The sequence below is a fragment of the Pseudobutyrivibrio ruminis DSM 9787 genome, from assembly GCF_900218035.1.
Taxonomy (GTDB): domain Bacteria; phylum Bacillota; class Clostridia; order Lachnospirales; family Lachnospiraceae; genus Pseudobutyrivibrio; species Pseudobutyrivibrio ruminis.
The window spans coordinates 242,069-265,229 of record NZ_OBMR01000004.1 but is presented as its reverse complement, the minus strand read 5'-3'; the positions used below and the strand labels follow the sequence as shown (position 1 = coordinate 265,229).

Annotated in this window: 19 protein-coding genes; all 19 read left to right on the top strand. The window is 33.4% G+C overall.

The window, feature by feature from the left end; translation table 11 throughout:
- Window positions 1-3: 3 nt before the first annotated feature.
- The 19 genes from CRN97_RS04735 to CRN97_RS04645 all read left to right on the top strand — a co-directional run bounded on the left by CRN97_RS04735 (window position 4) and on the right by CRN97_RS04645 (window position 23,158).
- Window positions 4-468, top strand: coding sequence for a hypothetical protein (locus tag CRN97_RS04735; protein WP_097076060.1), 465 nt, complete (start codon window positions 4-6; stop codon window positions 466-468).
- A gap of 7 nt (window positions 469-475) precedes the next feature.
- Window positions 476-685, top strand: a complete 210-nt coding sequence (locus tag CRN97_RS04730) for a hypothetical protein (protein WP_097076059.1) — start codon at window positions 476-478, stop codon at window positions 683-685.
- Between the two features lie 12 nt (window positions 686-697).
- Complete coding sequence (locus CRN97_RS04725) at window positions 698-1,540, top strand: hypothetical protein (protein WP_097076058.1); 843 nt, start codon at window positions 698-700, stop codon at window positions 1,538-1,540.
- Window positions 1,541-1,559: 19 nt separating this feature from the next.
- The gene (essC, locus tag CRN97_RS04720) at window positions 1,560-5,810 is read left to right on the top strand and encodes a type VII secretion protein EssC (protein WP_097076057.1); all 4,251 of its coding nucleotides are present in this window, start codon (window positions 1,560-1,562) and stop codon (window positions 5,808-5,810) included.
- A 12-nt stretch (window positions 5,811-5,822) separates the two neighbouring features.
- Window positions 5,823-6,065 (top strand): EsaB/YukD family protein, encoded by a 243-nt coding sequence (locus CRN97_RS04715; protein WP_143483244.1) that lies wholly within the window; start codon window positions 5,823-5,825, stop codon window positions 6,063-6,065.
- A gap of 14 nt (window positions 6,066-6,079) precedes the next feature.
- On the top strand, window positions 6,080-11,461 hold the full coding sequence (locus CRN97_RS04710) for a DUF6531 domain-containing protein (RefSeq protein WP_097076055.1): 5,382 nt from the start codon (window positions 6,080-6,082) through the stop codon (window positions 11,459-11,461).
- Window positions 11,462-11,463: 2 nt separating this feature from the next.
- A complete protein-coding gene (locus tag CRN97_RS04705; RefSeq protein ID WP_097076054.1) occupies window positions 11,464-11,844 on the top strand; it encodes a hypothetical protein in 381 nt (126 codons plus the stop codon).
- A gap of 337 nt (window positions 11,845-12,181) precedes the next feature.
- Window positions 12,182-13,420 carry an ATP-binding protein gene (locus CRN97_RS04700; protein ID WP_330400080.1) on the top strand — a complete coding sequence of 413 codons (1,239 nt, stop codon included), beginning with the start codon at window positions 12,182-12,184 and terminating at the stop codon, window positions 13,418-13,420.
- 344 nt (window positions 13,421-13,764) lie between these two features.
- Window positions 13,765-14,181, top strand: a complete 417-nt coding sequence (locus tag CRN97_RS04695) for a hypothetical protein (protein ID WP_143483243.1) — start codon at window positions 13,765-13,767, stop codon at window positions 14,179-14,181.
- Window positions 14,182-14,297: 116 nt separating this feature from the next.
- Entirely contained in the window at window positions 14,298-14,876 is a 579-nt protein-coding gene (locus CRN97_RS04690; RefSeq protein WP_097076051.1) for a hypothetical protein, read from the top strand.
- A gap of 58 nt (window positions 14,877-14,934) precedes the next feature.
- Window positions 14,935-15,390 (top strand): hypothetical protein, encoded by a 456-nt coding sequence (locus CRN97_RS04685; protein WP_097076050.1) that lies wholly within the window; start codon window positions 14,935-14,937, stop codon window positions 15,388-15,390.
- A 187-nt stretch (window positions 15,391-15,577) separates the two neighbouring features.
- On the top strand, window positions 15,578-16,156 hold the full coding sequence (locus tag CRN97_RS04680; RefSeq protein ID WP_097076049.1) for a DUF5104 domain-containing protein: 579 nt from the start codon (window positions 15,578-15,580) through the stop codon (window positions 16,154-16,156).
- A gap of 320 nt (window positions 16,157-16,476) precedes the next feature.
- On the top strand, window positions 16,477-17,181 hold the full coding sequence (locus CRN97_RS04675; RefSeq protein ID WP_179670679.1) for a hypothetical protein: 705 nt from the start codon (window positions 16,477-16,479) through the stop codon (window positions 17,179-17,181).
- 60 nt (window positions 17,182-17,241) lie between these two features.
- Entirely contained in the window at window positions 17,242-17,730 is a 489-nt protein-coding gene (locus CRN97_RS04670) for a hypothetical protein (RefSeq protein ID WP_097076047.1), read from the top strand.
- Window positions 17,731-17,793: 63 nt separating this feature from the next.
- On the top strand, window positions 17,794-18,390 hold the full coding sequence (locus CRN97_RS04665; protein ID WP_097076046.1) for a hypothetical protein: 597 nt from the start codon (window positions 17,794-17,796) through the stop codon (window positions 18,388-18,390).
- Between the two features lie 56 nt (window positions 18,391-18,446).
- The gene (locus CRN97_RS04660; protein ID WP_143483242.1) at window positions 18,447-18,992 is read left to right on the top strand and encodes a hypothetical protein; all 546 of its coding nucleotides are present in this window, start codon (window positions 18,447-18,449) and stop codon (window positions 18,990-18,992) included.
- Window positions 18,993-19,001: 9 nt separating this feature from the next.
- Window positions 19,002-20,117: a hypothetical protein gene (locus tag CRN97_RS04655; protein ID WP_097076044.1), complete on the top strand. Its 1,116-nt coding sequence runs from the start codon at window positions 19,002-19,004 to the stop codon at window positions 20,115-20,117.
- Window positions 20,118-20,223: 106 nt separating this feature from the next.
- A complete protein-coding gene (locus CRN97_RS04650) occupies window positions 20,224-21,150 on the top strand; it encodes a hypothetical protein (RefSeq protein WP_143483241.1) in 927 nt (308 codons plus the stop codon).
- A gap of 388 nt (window positions 21,151-21,538) precedes the next feature.
- Window positions 21,539-23,158 (top strand): GH25 family lysozyme, encoded by a 1,620-nt coding sequence (locus tag CRN97_RS04645; protein ID WP_207653199.1) that lies wholly within the window; start codon window positions 21,539-21,541, stop codon window positions 23,156-23,158.
- Window positions 23,159-23,161 lie beyond the last annotated feature (3 nt).

Here is a 23,161-nt window from a genome sequence, read left to right as displayed (position 1 = left end):
GTTATGAATTATAATATTATATTTAATAAAAAATTGTATCAAATTATACTCATGTTGATTATAGGTATTTTTATTGCCATTTTTTTTACTATAAATAAAGAATATTGGAAACAGTTTGAATCATTAAAAAATAATAAATATAGACTCATTGTGAATAAATTGTTAATACCTATAAGTGTAGTGTTATATTTAGGGGTTGTTGCATTGCCAATGTTTAGAGATATACCGTATATCAAGCGCAATAGCTATGTTGTAATTAATGATGCAGTTGTTGTTCAAGAAGTTACTGATGGTGGGTTATTGGGGCTATTTAAAACAATAATAGTTTCATATAACGATGACGAGTATGAGTTGAATGTTCTTAAAACAGTGGGAGAAATAGAGGAGGGAGATATAGTTAAAGTTACGTATCTACCTAATTCAGAATATGCAGTTATCGAGAAAATAACAGAATCTAAAGATAATTAAGTTATTATTGCTGATTAGTGGAGCAGATAAAACAAGCTATATATATGATGAGTTTAATAGATTATCAGAAAAGATACTTCCAAATGCTAATAAAGAAGTAATGTCATGTCTTTCAGGTGGTTATCTTAGAAGTCTTGAGATGCATGATTCAAAGGCCATGTCATACGAGTATGATAAACGAGGAAATATAGCAAAACAACTATGTACATTTGAGTAAAGGATATTAATAATGACTGGCGAATTTATTATAAATAGAGAGAAAATAAAAACAATGACAATAGAGGAAGAGTTATGGGGGAATCATAATTCTAGATGTTTTTTTGTTGTTGATATTGTTTTTTTCTGTAATTTAGTTGTGGGAGTTTTTGCAGGAAATTACGAACTTATTATTCCAATGCTGGTTATATTAATAGCAACAGTGGTGATTATTTTTAGGGCGATTGTCGCTGGAAGAAAAGCACATAAAATATTTGGTGATAGGGAATTCAGATATTTATATACGATTGATAAAAAAAATATATTATTTGAAATATATAATGGAAATGCGTTAAAGGATACCAGCGAGTATAAGCTTGCAGATATTCAGTCTTTTCTTATAGTAAAACAATATTCATTCTTTCACTTTAATGGTGGAGGTATGGCTTTTTTAGATAATTCAACTCTTCAAAAAGACGATTTGAATGAGATTAAAGCTATAGTAAAAAAGAATAAAAGTCATAAAGAATTGAATAATTACGAAAACGTATTTTGTTCAAAGTTGTTTAAGCTAACATTTGGAGTTGGTATAGTATTGTCACTCTTAATAGCATTGATGTATATATACAATTCACCTACGTATGATGTGACTGTGAATAATTTTTTACTTATTTTTTTGAGCGGGATTGTGTTATTCTTATTCGTTTCGGCTGGAGTAGGTGAGTTTATTGCTTGGTTTAAAAGAAAAGAGATAGTATGGAAAATATTATCAATTGTATTCTATCCATGGACTTTGGCAGTAATTTTTTTTATAGGTATAAAAAATGTAATTTTGTTACCATTTACAATAATAAAAAACATAATTACTAAAAATTAAGTTAAACGGAGAATAAAGATTGGAAGCGGGAATAACAAATAATACAGAAGGCAGAAGAATAAGAAATGCAAAGGTAATCTATGACATGGAAATCAGTACAGTGGGTAGAAATGAGTTTGTCATAGGTAATACCTCTAGAAGTGATATTTCTTTTTTATGTGATGAAGAATCATGTGTAGAGATAAGAATTCAAAGAACAAAAGATGGTTTTGAAGCTAGCTGCGAGAGCGATAGTTTTAAATACTATATCAATGGTGTAGAAGCAGAATCAGGTGTAAATGCGTTTAAAATAAATAGCTTTTTGACTGTCGGGAATGTGTCCTTTTTCTTTGAGGAATATACCATCAAAACATCAATGGTCTATAGAATCAAAACACAGTTTCCTAATAAAGATCTGTCAGAGTCAGGAAAAGCGATGGTGTATCCTGAATTCTACAGAAATGCTAGATATCTTTATGAACTCCCTGATGAAAAACTGGAAGTGTTAAATCCGGAAACACCGCCACAAGAGCCAAAGAGAAATTTATTGATGACATTAACACCGGTTGTAGTGTCATTTTTATTGATGATATTTATAAGAAGTAGAATGATGCGCGGCGGTATTATGTACATCATTTATTTTGCTGCAACAATGCTTGTAGGCGCAGCCATGTCTGTATGGACATACTTCGATAACGGCAAAGATTATAAGAAGAAGACAAAAGAAAGAGTAAAAAAATATGCTGCTTATATAGAAAAGAAGGAAGCAGATATACAGAAAGCCAGAGCAGAAGAAAAACTTATAATGACTAAGCGAAACCCATCAATAGAAGAAACAATTGATAGGATTCAGTCTTTTTCACCTAATCTTTTTGAAAAACAAAAATCTCATGAGGACTACTTGGATGTTCGAATTGGTACAGGAAATGTAAAATCCCAGCTTCAAGTAGAGTATAAAAAACAGGAGTATCTGCATGTATATGATGATTTGATAGACTATCCTGAATATCTTCATGATAAGTATGAGTATATTGCCGATATGCCGGTAACATTACCTATTGGAAAGGTCAATGCAATAGGTTTCATTGGAAATAGAACAAAACTATATCACATGATGAAAAATGTGATTTTGACTATAGCTGGTCAAGAATCATTTACAGATGTAAAAATGATTTTTCTATTAGATGAAGTCTATGCACCATACTTAGAATGGGTTAGATGGTTACCTAATACATTTGATGAAAATACAGGTATGCGCAATGTAATGTATGATGACGAAAGTGCTAAAAGCGTATTAGGTAATCTATATTCGGAAATATCTAAACGAGAGGGATTAAAAAAAGAGCAGATAGAAGAACTGCCGGACTATATCGTATTTGCGTTTCGTTCAGAACGTTTATCAGATCATCCAGTTAGCAAATATTTTGAGGTCGCTAGAAGTCTTGGATTTACATTTCTTTTCTTTGAGGAGAAAGAGGAATTTTTGAATAAAGCTTGTGAGCTGGGTGTATTTTTGGATGATGACAATTTCCAAGGTTTCATACAAGATTTATCAGATGGCACAGAATTACAAGACTTTACATATACCCATATTAGTAAAGAAGTTGCAGAGCAATGTTCTAATAAGCTTGCACCTATATATATCAAAGAACCAACATTGGAAAGTGACTTAAGAAAGAATATCTCACTGTATGAGTTGCTTGATGTAAAGAAGGTAGAGGATATATCTCTTGAAGATAGATGGAATGAATCAAAAGTCTATAGTAGTATGGCAGCACCATTAGGCGTAAAGTCGGGTGGTGAAGTGGTATATCTTGATATACATGAAAAGTATCATGGTCCACATGGACTTGTTGCAGGTACAACAGGTTCAGGTAAATCTGAAATTTTGCAGACATATATTCTTTCAATGGCCACATTGTTTCATCCATACGAAGTTAGTTTTATTATCATCGATTTTAAAGGTGGTGGTATGGCAAATCAGTTCAGAAGCTTGCCACACTTAAATGGAGCAATCACCAATATTGATGGTAAGCAAATTAATAGATCATTGATGTCTATTAAGGCTGAGTTAATAAAAAGACAGGAACTTTTTGCACAATATGATGTGAATAGGATTGATGATTATATAAAACTATTCAAAGAAGGAGTTACACCAACACCATTACCACATTTGATATTGATAGTAGATGAGTTTGCAGAGCTTAAGAGCGAGCAGCCGGAATTTATGAAGGAACTTATAAGTGCTGCACGTATAGGACGAAGCTTGGGTGTGCATCTGATACTGGCAACCCAGAAGCCAGCAGGTGTTGTAAATGACCAGATTTGGAGTAATTCAAAGTTTAAGCTATGTCTGAAAGTTCAAGATAAATCAGATAGTAATGAAGTATTGAAGTCACCACTTGCTGCAGAAATCAGAGAGCCAGGTAGAGCATATCTCCAAGTAGGTAATAATGAAATCTTTGAACTGTTTCAGTCTGCATATAGTGGGGCCTATATTTCAGATGGCAAAGTGAAAGCCATCAAGAAGTTTGAAATTTCAAAGGTTGATTTAGCAGGACGCAAAACAGTAGTTTATTCTCAGAAACCTGAGCAAAATGATAATACTGTTACTGAATTAGATGCAATTGTTAAATATATTGATGAATACTGCAAGGAAGAAAAGATTAAGAAACTACAGGAAATCTGTTTACCACCTCTTGCAGAAATCATTGAATATCCTTCTAAGATAAAAGTTGAAGGAAGTGATGTTGCTTTACCAGTTGGTATATACGATGACCCAGCAAGGCAGTCTCAGAATGAGCTTATTTTGAATTTAACACAAAGCCATGTGTTTATACTTGGTGCCTCATTGGCAGGTAAAACATATCTAGTTCAAAACCTCATCTATGGATTGGCTAGTCAGTATTCTCCATCAGAGGTAAATATTTATATATTAGATTTTGCATCGATGGCACTAAAGGCTTTTTCAAAGCTAAATCATGTTGGTGCAGTAGTAACTTTAGCGGAAGATGAAAAGCTAAAGAACTTTATCGAAATGTTGCAAAAGAAGATAGATGAACGACGTGAAATTCTTTCCACAATAGGATTAAGTTCTTTTGGAGCTTATAAAGAAGCTGGAAATAAGGATTTACCACAAATCGTAGTATTCCTTGAAAATTACACCGCTTTTAGAGAGACTTACCCTGAAATAGAAGCTCAGTTCATAAAAATATGTCGAGATGGAGTTGCACTGGGTATTTCTATAGTTGTAACAAATCAGCAGATGTCAGGAATAGGATACAAACTTCTAACCAACTTCTCGACAAAGATAGCAATGAACTGCAACGAGCGAGGCCAGTATTCTGAATTACTTGATAGATGCAAAATGCAGCCTGATGAAAATCCAGGTAGAGGTCTTATCAAAATTGATAATGAAGTCATGGAATTCCAAACATACTTGGCATTTTCAATGGGTAAAGAGGTCGAACGTTTATCAAAGATTAATGAGTTTATTCAGGCTTGTAATGATAAGTATGGTGAAAGTACAGCTGAAGCCGTTAAGTTTATCCCTCCAACACTTAATGATGAGTATTGGAGCAGCAGATTCGGTTCAACAAAAATCAAGGACTACAATTTGGTTGTAGGTTTGGCATACTCAAATGTAGAGCCAGTATATAACAATATTTTGGAAAATGTTGTAACTGGAATCTATGGTAGAGATGAGCTTGGACGTGATTCATATGTTAGATACATACTTAAAAAGATGGCAACAGAAGCAGGAAGCAATGCAATAAAGCTGACTGTTATAGATGATGCAAAGGGATCTTTGAAGGCGATATGTGATACATTAGCCATCCATGACTACACAGATAATTCTATGGAATTAGTTGATATCATGGAATCATTGCGTCAAACAGCAATTAATCGTAAAGAGATACTTGAAAGAAATGAAAGTCTTGAGAATGAACCATTGAAAGTAGTGGTATTCAATGATCCAAAGGTTGCAGACGTAATTAATAGTCATGCTGAACTAAAGCAAGAATATTTGCAGATAATAAGTGCATATGCAAACTGCAAAATAAGTTTTATCTTTACAAATTTGCCAAATATTGCATTGGCTGCAGGATCGAATCAAATCCTATTAGATGTAAGAAACAGAGGAAACATGCTATTCTTCGAGGATTTGAAAAATATCAAGCTTGTAAATATTCCAGCACAAGCTATCAGGCAGATTAAAAAAGAAAATGCAAAAGGCGATGCATATTACACTAAAGAGGGCAAGATTATAAGATTAAAAACTATGGAATAATTGGGTGAAAAAATGCGAGATACAATTATCATAATGTTTAATAACGCAGGAAAAACAATAGACGTAGAGATTCCAACCAGTATAACAGCGGATGAATTGCTTCATGGACTAAATGTTGCTTTTGATTTAGGTGTAGATGAAGTAAATGCGAAAGGTTTTCATATGCGCTCAGAAAACCCAATAGCTTTAATCAAAGGGGACATGACCATTTCTGAGCTTGGAATTAGAACAGGTACTACAATTTTTGCACAGTAAAGGGAGAAGAGCTTATGTCATACGCAGACGCACAGGGGAACATAGAAGTAGGCGAAGTAGATATAGAGTGGGATGTTGCAGCATTAAGAAGTTATTTTGATGACTGCCAAAAGGTTTATAACGATTTCTTGGAAATGTCAGATGATTTAATCAAATCATTTGAAGCATTTGCGAATGATGAAACTCATAAAGGCCCAGAGGCTGATAGTGCAAAACATTTCATAGAAGAAAGACAAAAGCCACTTCTAGTAGATATCACAAATGATATTCAAAAGCTTATGGATTTGCAGAACAACCTTATGGATGATTTTAGTGAGACTGTAGATTCATCATCCACTGCAAAAATAAGCACAGCCCAACTGCGTCAGATAATGCTAGATTTTATCTCCTACGAAGACTGCCTGGAATCAAATGGTAAGACCATAGAAGCTATGGCTGAGATGTTAAAGCAGACATGCTGGGAGGTAGGAACATTTACAGTTCCAGACTATAGAAACTTCTATAAAGAACTGGAAAAAATTACAAGTAATGATGGCTTATCAGGTATAGTTCCAGAATTAAAACAGGCACTTCACGATTTTGATGAAGCCCATAAGGATGACATAAGTGGCAGTGATTATAAGACCATTTTTGATACCATCAAAACAAACCTAGATACATTTATGGCTGGGTTTGGAAATGGAAAGTATTACGATATCAGTACTTATGATGCCACAGGTGGAAAGCTTCCATGGGTAACACCAAGAGATGTGCTTACAGGTGAAGCACTAGAAGAGTACAACCAGTTCTGTGATGACATGGAAGATTATTTACAGGGAAAGAAGCCAAGATGTGCAGTGTATAGATATGACCCTGTAAACATGTGTAATGGTAACTACATCAATGAACATGAAGATGTAAGTCTTGGTGGTAGATATACATTAACCTTTAAAAGATTTTATAATGCACAAAGTACTAAAGAGGGCTCATTAGGATTAGGCTGGACTCATAGCTTTGAAAAACGTATATACGAAGATGAAATAACAAAGAAGATTAAAATAGATTATCCTGATGGAAGTAAAGGTTCATTCTTTTGTATAAATGAAAAGAAGCATTTATACATGGAAGAGCATGGCGAACCAGGTATTTTAGAAAAACTGACAGATGGCTATGTAATCACACAGGATAATGGGGACTATGAAAGATTTGATGTTTTAGGCAAGCTTGTTGCCATGGGAGATAATGATGGAGATAGCGTATCTCTATCTTATGAGAAGTCAGATAGCGGTAAATGGCTTCTTTCAAAAGTAGAGGCAAAGAATAAAAACAGCCTCACATTCACATATTTAAAAGATGAAAATAAAGGACTTATAGAAAAAGTGACCGACCAGACAGGTAGGTCTGTTTCCTATGCCTATGAAGATAAAAGACTTGTAAGCATCACAGAAGTAGATGGTGCTACAAGAAAGTTTACATACGATAGTAAAAACAGGATTAAGGAAGTAATAAATCCTAAGGGAGTAGTAGCAATCACAAATGAGTATGACAGTGAAAATCGTACTACAAAGCAAAGTTTCCCTGATGATACTACTATGACTTATGAGTATGATGATGAAAAGATGACTACTATTGCCACAGAACAAAACGGTAATCAGGTGGTTTATAGCCATGATGACATGGGACGTCATACAAAAACAAAATACTATGATGGTGAAGAAAGATACACCTATAACAAGAGAAATCAAAAGACAAGCTTTACAGATAAAAGAGGAAATACTACCAGGTTTTCTTATGACAATAAGGGCCATCTTACAAAGATAGTAGATGCCCTAGGTAATAAAACAAGCATTACCTATAGAGCAGATGGAAAGCCTATGGCCGTAAAGGGAGTTAAGGGAGAAGAGTATAAGTATGAGTACGATCTTGATGGAAAGCTTTTTGAAATAAGAAATCCACTTAATGAGACAAATAGATTCTACTATCGAGATGGAAATCTAGAAAAAACAAGAAATGCTGCTGGAGCTCTAACCTACTTTACATACGATGATAGAAGTAACGTAAATACGATAAAGGATCCGGATGGCGTTGTAACAGAGTATAGCTATGACGATCTAAACCGTGTAGTAGCAACAAAAAATGCAGACGGGGCAATCACTAAATACGAATACGATAATGCTGACCGCATCACAAGAACTATAGATGCCCTAGGTAACACCAGAGAGTACACCTATGATGAGATGGGAAAGGTTACATCAGTAAAAGAGGCTGATGGAACAACTAAAAACTATGACATAAACATCATGGGCAGAGTATCAAAGGTAGTTGATGAGGCAGGAAGAGTAACAGAAATCACTTATAATGCCATGGGAAAGCAGGAGAAAGTACTTCTGCCTAATGGCGGTGTCATAAAGTATGACTACGACCCTCTAATGAGACTTATGAAAGTAACAGACCCAGAGGGAAGAACAACAGGTTATGCTTATGATAGAAATGGAAATGTAATAGAAGAATACTTAGGCGACGTAAAGGTACGTAGCCTTGATTATGATGCCTTAAATAGAGTCATAAAAGAGGTTGATGCTTTAGGTCATGAGAAATCTTATGCTTATGACGAGTCTGGCAACCTCATAGAAATGACAGACACTCTCGGAAACAAGTACACAAGAGAGTATGATTTTCTTGGTCGAGTAACAAAAGAGACAGATCCACTTGGAAATGAAACAAGCTACACCTATAGCAGGCTTGGAGAAATAGAAACAATCACAGATGCTGCAGGAAGAGTAAGAAGATTTGAATACACCAATGCAGGAAAACTAAATGTAATCTATTTTTGCGGCAAGATAGAGCAGCTTTTAAAATATGATAATGTAGGTCGTGTTGAAGCAAGAGTATTTGCAGATGGCTATAAGATTAGCTATAGCTATGACGTACTAAGTAGAGTTTCAAAAGTAGAAGGCTCAGATGGACGTACAGTTGAATACGAGTATGATGCAATGGGAAGAGCCGCAAAGGTAGTGGATGGAAGAAGCACTACACTTTACACCTACACTCCTACAGGTCGCCTTAAAAGTGTAGTAGATGCACTTGGTAACGAGACCGCCTACACTTATGATGCGCTTGATAACCTTCAGTCAGTTCATAGAGCAGAAGGAAGAATCGTAAATACGGATTCAGAATACTTCCCAACAGTAGGAAAAGATGGTCATGTAACAATCTACTCTTACAACTTATCAGGTCAGCTTACAAAGGTAACAGATGCCCTTGGTCAGGAAGAAACATACGAGTACGACCAGTATGGACGTCTTAAGACTAAGACTGATAGGGATAACTACGCCACAAACTATAAGTACAATGACCTTGGAGTAGTGACAGAGGTAGGTTATGTAGACGGTAGAAGTGTAGAATTTTCTTATAACGAATTAAACCAACTCAATGAGATAAATGATTGGCTTGGAAAAACAACACTTGAGAGCGATATCTTAGGCCGTCTTACAAAGGTAACTGATTATCAAAACAGAACAGTAGGCTATGAGTATAACTCAATAGGAGAAAAGACAAAGCTTACATATCCAGATGGAAGAGTGGCCATATATAACTACGATGAAGAAGGTAAGCTTTCAGCTGTTGTAGGAAATGGGGAAGAGACTTCTTATAGCTATGATGAGTTTGGAAGACTTGTAAACAAAAGCTTTGCCAATGGAGTAATGCAGGAGTATTCATACCTTCCAGGTGGAAACCTAAGAAGCATGGAAAGCCATGATAAAGAAGGTGTTCTTGATAAGTACTTCTATACCTATGACAACACAGGACTTATCAGTGGCATAAATAGAAAGAGACGAGACCTTGATGCAGTATCAGGTCAGTATGATTACAAGTATGATGCAATAGGCCGCCTTACAGAATCAAGTTTAAATGGTAAGACTAAATCAGCTTACGAGTATGATGCTTTTGGAAATAGAGCTGTACTTACAGAAAAAGATACAACTACAGCTTATAAGTATGACGTACTTGATAGACTAGTAGAAGCAAAAGAGCTTAATAATAGTCAGGCAATCGTAAAAACATATGACTACGATAAACGTGGTAATCAGACAAAAGAATTTGTAGACGGTCTCTTACAAAAGACTTTTACTTTTGATGCAACAAACATGCTTGCAAAAGTAACTGATGTGACAAAGGGCGAGCTAGAGAATCAGTATAACGGCCTTGGCTTTAGAGTGGCATCTACAAGACCAGAAGAAAAAATAGAATACTTATGTGACCTATCAAGAGATTACTACAATCTTCTTGAAAGAACTGTAAATGGAGAAAAAGAAAGCTTCATCTATGACAACAACGTAATCAGCATGTCGAAGGCAGGAAGCAACTACTATTATCTCCAGGATGAGCTAGGCTCACCAATGTACATGACAGGTACCGATGGTATAGCAGTATCATCATATGCATTCGATGACTTTGGACGAAACATCGACCCAAGAACAGGCAAGCAAAGAAAGCATGATTACACAACAAACGGAAATATCATCCAACCATTTGCATTCACTGGCTACCAGGAAGACGAGGTTTCAGGCCTTAAGTTTGCACAGGCGAGATTCTATGATGCAAGTACAGGTAGATTCCAAAGTGAGGATAATGTAAAGGGGTCTGTATATAGACCATATACTATGAATATATATAGTTATTGTTTTGGCAATGCTATATCCTTTGTTGACAGGAATGGCAATACTCCTACTGAGTGCGAAGAAAGTGAAAGCCACACATATAAATATGATAGAGATGCAGTAAGAGAATACGCTAAAAAGTATGCTGCACCAAGGCAAGGAGAATCACCAACTAATGAGTATATATGGTCTTTACTTCATCCAGGTTTTCGAAACCCTATGTATATGGATGGAAGGACAGCCAATTGTGCAAATTTTGTATCACAATGTATTGCGGCAGGTGGAGTTGGCTATAATGATGATTGGTACCATTATAGAACCGAATACAAAATGTATAATCAATTTGGTTATGCTGGAAGTTGGTATACATATGACTATAGCTTGACATGGTCGGTTGCAACAAAACAATACGAATATTTTAGTAATCCAGATAATGGTTATATAAATACTGATAAGGTCGAGTTTTCTAATAATGGTGTTTCACAATCAGATAGTGGAGTTATAACTATAACATCTGCAGATGGAGTGAAGGAAGCCGTAGGATCGGCAAATATACAAACAGGAGATCTGGTTTACTTTATTAATGAAGATGGAAAGGTGCATCATGCTGCAATTGTAAGTGATGTTACAAATGATGATATATTATATGCAGGAAATACTAAAAGACGATTTGATCAAAGTTTGTCTGATAATTTGGGACCAGATGGAGAATATGGCGTTGTTGTAGTTAGAATAAATGATGAATTGGAGAGATAATAATGAGACAAAAAATACTGGTGTCTATAATAGTAGTAAGTGTATTGATTGTATCGTATAGATTCTACGCGTATAAGCAGATAGGAGGTATATTAAACGATTTTGAAGCAGCAATACATGGGGAAAGTATTGAAAATGAGGTTAATAGAGTACATTTAGAATCATATTACCCAAGAGATGATTTTTACAAGGTTTCTGTAAGGTGCAGACGAGTGATAATGTTTATTGATAGAGCTAGGATGTATGTGGATGTTAATGCAATAAGGGTTATAAGACAAGATGATGGAACAATAAAGATTGAAGAAATACCTGATACGATTACAGTGGATATAGAAAAAAAGGAAGGAGAATGGGTAATAAAAAGAATAAATAAGCAACCATGAAATTTGATTTGGAATAACAAGTTTATACTTAGAGTTTTACGTAATGGGGTTAGGCACCAATGTTTATTTATCAGAACTTACTATATCGAGAATGTCATTGGCGATTTTAACGATTTCCTTGCTAAAGTATGGAACGCCCCAAGGCATTTTTACCTTTGACAAATACAGGGGGCACAAAAGTGACCATCGTTCAACTCAACTCAACCAACTCAACTTCAACTAATTTTTTGAGAAAACATTGAGACTATAATAAAGTTCTATTTTAGATTAGTCTGTACAGTCGACTACGTCACTAAATGCGGCTATAATAAAACCATATTTTAGATTGGTCGAGGTTATGTTTATGGGATATATAAATAGAGCAATTACAAATAAAATAGTAGAACGAGCAAATACTAGTAAATGTTTATTACTAACAGGCGCTAGACAAGTGGGAAAATCAACGCTTTTAAAGCACGAATTCCCAAAGTATAATCGTGTGACATTTGATGATAAAATGACTCGGCTACAGGCTAAAGAGGAGCCTAAGCTTTTCTTTCTAAACAATCCAAAGCCTTTATTTATTGATGAAGTCCAAAAGGAAAACAGTATTCTAGAAGATATAAAAGCAATTGTCGATGATTCAGATGAAAGAGGACAATTTGTTTTTTCTTGCTCTCAAAAATTGGAATTAATGAAGGGAATGAGCGAATCTTTAGCAGGACGCGTCTCAATTATGGAGCTTTTGGGGTTATCGCTTCGAGAAATTTTCAATGTAAAATTTAACAAGCACTTTGTGCCAACAGAAGAATACTTTATTGAACGAGAAAAAGAACTCGTTCAATATAAAGACATATGGGAAATAATACATAAAGGTTCGTATCCAGAGTTATATGATGTCAATCGAGAGTGGCAAGACTTTTATTCATCTTATGTTGATACATATTTGGAACGTGATATTAATGAATTAATAGCAACAGATAGTATTACATTTTTGAAATTCCTAACAGCTGTTGCAGCAAGAACTGGTGAAATGCTCAATTATGCTAACATTGCTGGAGATGTAGGAGTTACAGAACCAACCGTTAAGAGTTGGCTATCTATACTCGAGCGGACTGGGATAGTTTACATTTTACAACCATATAGCGCCAATGCATTAACCAGAGCTATTAAAGCACCCAAAGTATATTTTAGAGATACAGGCTTAGCTTGCTACTTAACAAGATGGTTGACGGCTGATGCACTGAAAAATAGTGCAGTTGCTGGAAACATGTTTGAAACATTTGTTGTTTCTGAAATTCTTAAGACATATGCAAACGAAGGACAAGATTATAGATTTTCTATTTTCTACTATCGAGGTAAGGATAAGACTACAACCAAAGAAAATGAGATAGATTTAATAATTGAAGAAAATGGTAAATTATATCCAGTCGAAATAAAAATGACCGGAAATCCAAAAGCGTCAATGGGTAGTGCAAACGAAATCTTAGACAAAATTCCTGATAAGAAAAGAGGGTTAGGTGTTATCCTTTGTTTGACTGACAAAAAAATGTATTTGAGAGAAAACTTGATTGCATTACCAATTGAATATATTTAAGATATTTTTCGTCACTTCCAGAGGTAAATGCAAAAAATCCATATATTGCATTAAGTTCTGCAAACCGATAAGGAGTAGTTGCCTGACCCTATTACATAGAAAGCACAATGTAATAAATTCGTAATGGGGTCAGGCCACAATATTACCAGTTCAATAGCAGTAAAGCTGTCTCAATTGAGGCAGCTTTATTTTTTCACTAAAAATTCTAACAATTATCCCTTGAAAGCTGCAATGGAGAGTATTACAATACTACTAAATAAGTAAATAGACGACATAATTAATATAGAGTCGTTGATTTGTGGTGAGGCAAATTCCGTGTCTCAGGCGATTAGGAGAATGAACGTTTGAAAGAGTCAATTAGTGTAACATATAGGAGTTTTATTTATTTGTTTTATTCATGTTTAGTAATTATGTATGCATGTGTTTCAGTGTTTTTAACAAGAATTATGCCTGATAAGGTGGATTATATCATTGGGGTAATTCTTATATTTTTCTCGGTGTCAGGAATATACACGTTACTAATTTTTATTAATAAAAAAATTGATATAAATGACAATATATTTGTGTACAACAATATCATAAATAAAAAATATCATTTTAATTTGGATGAGATAAAAAATGTGGAGCTAGCAGACTACGGTAGATATATAAATTCTCAAATAATTATAGATACAGAGTCTCACAAGAGACTAAAAATACCATATCATTGTCAGGGATATGAAGATATAAAAAATTACTTTCATGATAAAGGAATGTTATAACTACAATCTTCAATGAGAGCATGGCTTTTCAGCTTAAGGCACCACTGTTTCATATTTAACTGATGGTGTTAAGGCGATAAATGATACTGTAGATAAGGATGGAGTGAGTTGAAATCATGGCTTTAAATAGAAAACAAGCTGAGGAAAATTTTCTAAAAGGGTACCTGTTGTTGTGTAGTTTAGCTTTAATAGATTGTGCAATAGGATTAATTCAAAAAACGATAAATATTCCCATCATACTAATAGAGGTACAGGGGATTGTAGTATTAGTTTTATTATATGAATGGGTAAGCAAACGAGAAAAAATTGACTATATGAAGACAAAGGTAAGATTATCAGTTGCTACTGCTGAAATTATAATCATTTTTTTAATGATTGTATTACGTCAGATGCTTGTTTTAAATATGTCATATGCATTTATTATTGCTTATTTAGGCATAATTGCAGGGATAGCAATCCTAGCATTTGTTATTGAAAAAAAAGCAAAGACAAAAGGAAGAAGATATTCACCAATTGGGGTAGGGGTAACATCATCCATATCAATAGGATTAGTTGTTTTCATAAGAAATATTGTTAGGAATATTAATGATATTCAATTTTCAAAACTATATTTGTGTATTTGCAGTGTAATAAGCGCGTTTCTAATATATTTGTATATGGCAATTATGGTACACACAAAGAGCAGATGTAACTAGAAAGCCAGCCTAGCTATATTGGATTTAGGGCCCAATGTGTTAAGAGAGGATAAATCATATGGATTATTCAGCAATATTTTGCAAATACTTGGTAATATCATACTTGTTATATATAGTAGCAGTTATTTGGACTATTTTTTTGTGTATAAGCGAAGCTCCGTTTATGATGGAAGAACGAATAAGAATATCGGAAAATAATAATAAAATAAAAATCAGTGTACGATCCACAGTGGTAATTTTTATAATATTTATCACTTTTTATATAATTATTCCAATTATAAAAGATACGCCAAGTTGTATTGAAAAAAATTATGTAGAGTCTAACGGAAGTGCATATCAGGAAGTAGTGGACGGAGGCGCACTTGGATTGTTTAAATCAATTATAGTAATACACGAAAATGAGGAAATAGAATATCGAGTGCTATGGGCTGACAAAGATATTAAGAAAGGTAATCGTGTTAAAGTGACATATTTAACGAATACTAAATGGGCTATAGTAGAAAAAGTTGAGTGAAAAAATATATCAAACGGAGAATAAAGATTTGAAGCAGAAAAAATAAATATTGCAGAAAACAGAAGAATAAGAAATGCAAAGGTAACCTATGACATGGAAATCAGTACAGTGGGTAGAAATGATTTTGTCATAGGTAATACCTCTAGTGTAATGGGGTCAGGCACCACAGTATTTGGGAGGGCAATCAATGCATAGACTAATAAAGTGTTCGATTATACTTTTTATATCGTTAACTATGATTATAGGGTGCGGTTCAATAATAGGCGAAAGTGAGGCAACAAATGATATAGATAAATTATTTGAAGATAGTGACGAAGAGATATCTAATGAAATAATGGATAAAATTATAGCTGGGATAAATAATGATGATTTAGATGTTATAAAAAGCATATTTTCTGAGAATGCTGTAAGCAATTCTGCGAACATTGATAATGATATCCAACGACTTTGTGATTTTATAGATGGCACAGTTATTTCATATGAGGAATCAGATCCACCTAGTTCATTTGAAGAATTAGACAACAATTATGAGATTAAATTGATTAAGTCATATTACTATATAGAGACTGACAGTGAAAAATATTTTGTTTTAATTGAGAATTATTCAAAAAATACAAAACAGACAGAGAAGCAAGGAGTAAAGTGCGTTATTGCTGTAAAAGCTGACGACAGACTTAAAGTTTTTGATCAAAGCGAAAAAATATTATTCGATGAATCGGGAAGAATAGAAAGGTACGGAATATTTATTCCGGATATATATGAATAAGTGCAGTTAAAGGGGAAGAGTATGTCTACTGGTTGGTCATCCAGGATGAATAAGAGAAAAATATGTTTATGGCGTATGTGATGGAAATGTAATTCGTTATGATCTTGTTACAGGTAAGAAGGAGATTATAGCCGAAAGGCCATCAGATAAATGGATTTCTATAAATAATGATGGAAAATATATAGCATATTCGGTATTACATTTGGGGCTATTTACAACACCGAATTACGGAACCCTATATGTTTACAATATACAAACCGGATGTGTAGAAGGTACGATGAAGTTGAACAACGAAGGACAAGCGGGGTATTTTGATTTCAGTGAATAGAACAATAATTAAAAATGATAAATCATTGCAGATTGCGTTGATAGTATCAGCTGGGACATTTTTATTTCTTGACGTAAATTTTATCTTTAAGGATCTGAGAATTTTTGGGAGTGTTATAGCATTAATTGCAATCACCATAATAATAGCCATGCTCTCATCGATGTTCAAAAAAGTAATTATCGATGGAAATAATATAACTATAGTTTATGCGCCATTTTTGAAACGAAATAGAATTGATAGTTGTAGATATGTACATGCTGCTAAATACAATCAATATTCGAGTTCGGATGCGATTATACTTAGTTACAAGAAAATATTTTGGATTGATTTAACGCAAGCTATTATTGGCAATGAGAAATTTAATCAGGTGGTTGATTATATCATTCAAAATAATGTTGATGTAGATACTTTATATAGTAGTCAATGGGAGCGAGTAGTTCGCGCAAGGAAAACCAAGAAATCTAATAATGAAGAGAAAAAGCATATAGAGAAGATTGATAGCAGATCTTTCAAAGAAATATTTGTATCTTTATTATTGCGAGTGAGCCCAATGGCATTATCAACCATTTTGTTTGGTGCAATTATTCCTAATGTGGGGAGTATTGGTATTGGTGAAATAGTGATGATTATTCTAGTTTATCTACTAATAGTGTTCATATTTGCAATACTATATAAATTAAAAAAGCAGAAAGATTGAATCTGTATGCAGTGTGAAATTCTATGACAGGCCATCTATGTGCAAGGAGTGGGGAGAAGATTGAAAAAAATAAATTTGCTTATACCAATATTTTGTCCATTTTATAGAGCAGAATATATTACTAATAAAAGCAAAAAAGAATTGAAAGAATCTTTGGAAACAATAACCATTAATGAAGACATAATCACTTTCAATTCTGAAAATGAAGCTGAGGTATTATTTGTCGGAAATGTTAATAATGAACCGATAGTGCTATACCCAATACAAACTAAACATTATAGTAGAAAAAATATTGCGCTGCCGAAAATTTTAATCAATATAACAGAGCAGACAGATGGAAGTAAAGTAACAATCGATGCGAGAATGAATATATTGCATATTTTTTCTGTTTTATTATTGTGTCTTATCTTCGCAGGGCCAATGATTACAACATCACTTGATATAAGTGTACTTTCAATTCTTTTATTAGTCTTACTTGTATTAACGGTATTCTTTTGGATTCCATGCAAGAAAGCTCTGGGAGAAATAGATGAGATACTACAGACGTAATGGGGTAAGCACATGGTTTTGAATTTGGATGAAGGCATACATTAATATATAACGAATAAGAATATGGAAGAAATAGTAACTAAAATAAAAAAATTAACAGAGTACTATATAGAAATTGTTGTAATCGGAGTAGTATTAGACGTTGCGTTAACGTCAAATTATTGGAATCAGCATGCGTGGATAATATTAGTTGAAGGCATATGCGTAGTTTCGCTTCTTATTACTGAAAAATATATTAATGAGAATAATTTAGAAGTGAGGCAATTACTTAGAGTATCCAGAATGGAGACAGTAATAGTGCTATTGGCATATTATTTGGTGATGGTAAGTCAATTAACAGTTGCTGGACAATCAGTATGGTACTCAGCTTTATTTGTGATTCCAATAATTATAATGAGTATTTTGGGTTATATAGTTAGAAAAAGAGCGGAAACTAAAAAAATAGAACAGAAAAAAGGTGAAAATATTGCTGGAATTGTTTCAGGCATATTACCAGGAACATATTTACTATTCAGGGATGAGGTTAGAGCTATGTCTATGCCTGAATATGCAAAGATATATATTATTTTATGTTTAATAATAATATCAATCACAATGTATATGTTTGTTAATGCTTATTTTAACTGGAAAGCTGACTTGCGAATGCTCGAGGAGAAATAGATGAGATACTACATACGTAATGAGGGCAAGATCTATATACGAGGTTGAAATGAAGTATGCAAAGAATAAGTAAGAATCAGAAACGATTTTTAATAATTTGGGTGCTTATTGTAGCAATAGGGATGATATTTGGATGTATTAATAATTCGAAATATGAACATGTTAAGGTGGGCGATGGAAGCATGACTATCCCTAAGCGAATATATGACACATGCACCGAATATAATGCAGGTGACTATGTTGTACTTGAATCTGAGGACTATCTAATTTTAGGAATTGGAGCGGATTGTAAAAAGGTAGATGAGTCTGTCTTAGAGAAGTTTGGTTTTTCCAACAATATTATTGGAAAAATAAATAATATAGATTCGCCTTATGAAATAATGTATTTATTGGACGAGCCAGTCGAAAACTATGTTGATTCTGGAGAAACAAATAAGCCAAGTTTTGATGATTATTATATTAAGTATAAAAGCGATGGACGAGAGGTATCTGTTTTTGTATATGTAAGTGATAACAGAGGCATGGCTGAAATAGTCGTTGGACCAGAAGTTGATTTATCAAGAAAAGAAACAATTGATATCATTGGTGGGCTACAGTTTTAGGATAAAGAAATGGACAAAATAATTGTTAAAAGAAATAAAATTGGGACAGCAATAGCAGTGGGGATAGTATCAGTATTCATAGTGGTGCTTGTTGTAATTTTTTTGAATAAAAAGGAAGTCGATGTTACTCAATACGAAAAAATCTTAACTAATCAAAAATCGGATGCGGTCAGTATTGATAAGATATTAAGCGAAAATGGTCACTATGCTTTAATATGTAATTTCCTAAAGAACGATAAAACAGAGACAGGCGTGTACCTGACGGACGAATTAGGAAAAGTGGATTTAAATAATGTAGACGACATGTTGATATTGCCAGGAGATATTATCGAAAATACGTATATATCTTTTGATGGAAATAAAATTGCTTATATGGAATACAGTTTGTCTGATGTATGTAATTGGCATGTATTTGATACTTCCACTCAAGCAGATGTGATTATTGATTCGGAGAAAGGAGATATAAGAAATAAGCAGAATCCTAGGGTATATTTTTATAACGATTCAATTATATACGAAAAACTTGATAGAGAAAAAATGGTGGCAGAGATATGCTCATATGATATTGAGTCTAGGCTGAATAAAGTAATATACAGTTTTTCGATAGACTCAGAGTATATATCTTATGGAATAGATGTAGCAGATGGTTACATGGTGGCATCTGTTAATAATGATGGCCTTTCTTTGCTTAAATACAATTTGGAAACAGAAGAAATAAAAACCATAGATGTTCAAAAGAAAGTAGATACAATTTATTCAGTTAAATATGCTAAAGAGAATGACAGTATTATTTACTATGGAGCAAAAAAGAAGAGAGAAAAAATTGTGTTAGTAGACAATGATGGACATAATAAAACGGTTTATCGTGTATCATCGAAAGACACAGTAAACAATGATGACATAGCGTATAGAGATGGAAAAATATATATTGATTTGGTTAAATGGTACGACCCTGTTTCAGCATGGAATTACTCTCTGAAAGCAATAGACCTGGATTCAAAAGAAAAAACATCTTTTGATAGAGTGGGAGATATAACATTGGCAGATGAGGGGATGATATTGTTATATTATCCTGAAAATACTACAGAATGGATAGATGTTTATTTTGTACGGGATGTAAAATAGTGTAAAAATAGTGTAATTTTAGTGGAGAAAATCGGCCTTAGAGGACCAATGTGGAGGGATTAGAGTAGGCTATTCCTCTGTATATTAGTTTTTAGAGTGATTGAAAGTGATGATTATAAATAGTAAAGGTATAAATCGATTAAAAAGAATAATTGCGGTTATTATAACTTTGTGTATTTTTGTCTTTAACGGATGTTCTCAGTTGAATCATGGTAGAGAATTACAAGATAAAAATGAGGTACAAACCGAACGACAAGATTCTTCTAAATTAGATGAAATATCTGTCGATGTGAAAAATAATACCTACACTTATGATGAATGTGGACCAGAACCTCGTAGTACAACAATGTATATATTAATAGATTACTATGAGCTAGAGGGAGCGTGTTTATCATCTCCATTTTTAGAAGACCGAGAAGATTTTTTTTCTACTATTAATGAGGATTATGATAAGAGAAAAGTGCAGTTCGAAGAGTATATAAAGTCAGATTTATATAAAGAAAAAGATGTTGTAGAAGGCATGAATAGTGAAAAGCATATATGTAAAGAATATATAGAGCGGAATGATAAATTATTATATAGTTCCATTGTTTCAATTAGTGAAACATATGGTGGAAATTGGATGGGAGGTTATCGTAGTTTTAATTATGATTTTCAAAAACAAGAAAATATTGATTTATCAGATGTTGTAATTGATTATACTGTATTTAAAAAGACGGTGATTGAAGAATTGAATTCTAATCCGCCAGAAATTCAGTACGTGGAAGATTATTCGTATTATGAATACCTATTATATAATGCATATTACGGTCAAGATGATTATGAAGAGCAAGTAGCATGGACTTTGGACAAAAATGGTTTAACGTTATATTTTGGTACATCACAAATTGGATGCGAATATATATACACAATTCCGTATACATCTGAAAATATAAATCCTTATTACATGTTATTGAGTGATGAAGAATATGACTCCGAATTTTATTTTGATAATAATAATATCAGTAGAAGTCCTATGGATTTTGCAAATTAAATTGCGAAAGTCATAGGACTTTTGTCATAATTAGCACAAATAAGCAGTTTTGCAAAAAATATTGCAGAGAACCTTTGTGAGTTAACCACAACATACAATATTCCGTTGTATTTAGAATGGAATATTGACAAATATATCAAATCAGAAAAATCGGACTCCTAGGGGGCCGATTTTTTTATTTAAAATCTTATAATTATCCCTTGAAAGCAGAAATGAAGAGTATTACAATACTACTAAATGAGTAAAGTAATATAATAACGTATATACGATATTGAGATAAGTGTAATACAGGGGGAGTTGATTGAAAAACATTCATATAAAAAAGAAATACATAATAACCTCGATAGTTATTTGTATAATTCTTATCCTAATAGCTTCAATGCTCTATATGGGGATAATACATTTCAATAATCCAAGTAGAGAAGAGTACCCAGTAGTTGGTGTAGATGTATCGAAATATCAGGGGGCTATTGATTGGAATCAACTTATAGAGCAAGACATAAGTTTTGCGTATATAAAAGCTACGGAAGGTTCATCACATGTTGATGAATACTATGATGCAAACTTTAATAATGCTTTGAAAACAGGCATTAGAGTTGGTGCATATCATTTTTTTAGTTTCGAATCATCTGGAAGAAAACAGGCCGAAAATTATTGTAAAAATGTAAGTATAACAGAAGGTATGCTTCCACCTGTTATCGATGTTGAATACTACGGAGATAAAAAAGGCGTCGATGATATCGATGTTGATTCCGTTCGGAAAAATTTAAGAGAGATGGTGGATATTCTGGAAGAAGAATATGGACAGAAGCCTGTGCTTTATGTCACAAAAAATAGTTATGACACAATAGTAAATGGCTATTTTGATGATTGTGATTTATGGTATCGAAGCGTCTACTCAAAGGTTCCAAAAGATGTAAATTGGACATTTTGGCAGTATTCTAATCGAACAGTACTAAATGGATACGAAGGTGAAGAAAGATACATTGATGTAAATGTCTTCAATGGGACCAGGGAAGAGTTCGAGAAATTGGGGTCAGGCACCAATGTGCATGATTTGAACGGAAGTTCAGTAGAAACAAAGGAAATAGAATTTTTATGGAGCAAAGAGAGTGCTAGTGAATCAAGGGTCAAACTAGAGTCTAAATTAGTTGATGGTGAAATCGAATTAATCATACCTCAATACAATGGCAGCTCAGATCAGAGAGTAGAATACCTAATTGATGGTGAAAAGAAGTGTGATTTTAATTTTATAGTCCCAGAGCAAATAACAGAAATAGAAACATGTGATTATAATTTTGATGGAAACGTTGATATTGTTTTTGTTGGTTACAATCATGGAAAAAAGGATTTCTGGCTCTACAGAAGTTGTGTGCGCGAATACGAAGAGGATACGTGTTATTTTGTAAATGATGATGATATAGAATCATATGTAGAAAAAGAATTATCTGATGATTATTCTGCAGAGGATATTATAAATGCGCTTACAAATGGACTTGTTAATGGTGAAATCAGTTCATATAGTGATGCATACAAGGCAATTGTGGCGTTTAACCAAATAAAATATGAATCATCAGATTTGAAGTATAGTTTGGTTTATATAGATGAAGATGATATACCCGAACTTCTTGTTGATGATACAGGATACTGGATAAACGTTTATAGCTTTTCTAATAGTACAGTGACAGAGCCTATGGAATTCTGTGGATATGGTGTAGGTGGATGCGTGAATTACGAATATGTACCTTATAAAAATAGTCTTAGATACTTTGGACATGGCACGGAAACATACGGCTATACACTCATGAAAATAGAAAACAACAAGCTTGTAACTACATACTCAGAAGATTGTTATTACGAGGAAGAAACCGTAAATTATAATAATTACACTGATGAGCAACTATCACCTGAAGAATTGAAGAACAGAGTTGAGGAATATAATTCTTGCGCTTTTGAAGAATTATATGGAGAATATACAGAGGAAGAGATAATAGAACAATTGCAATAGAAT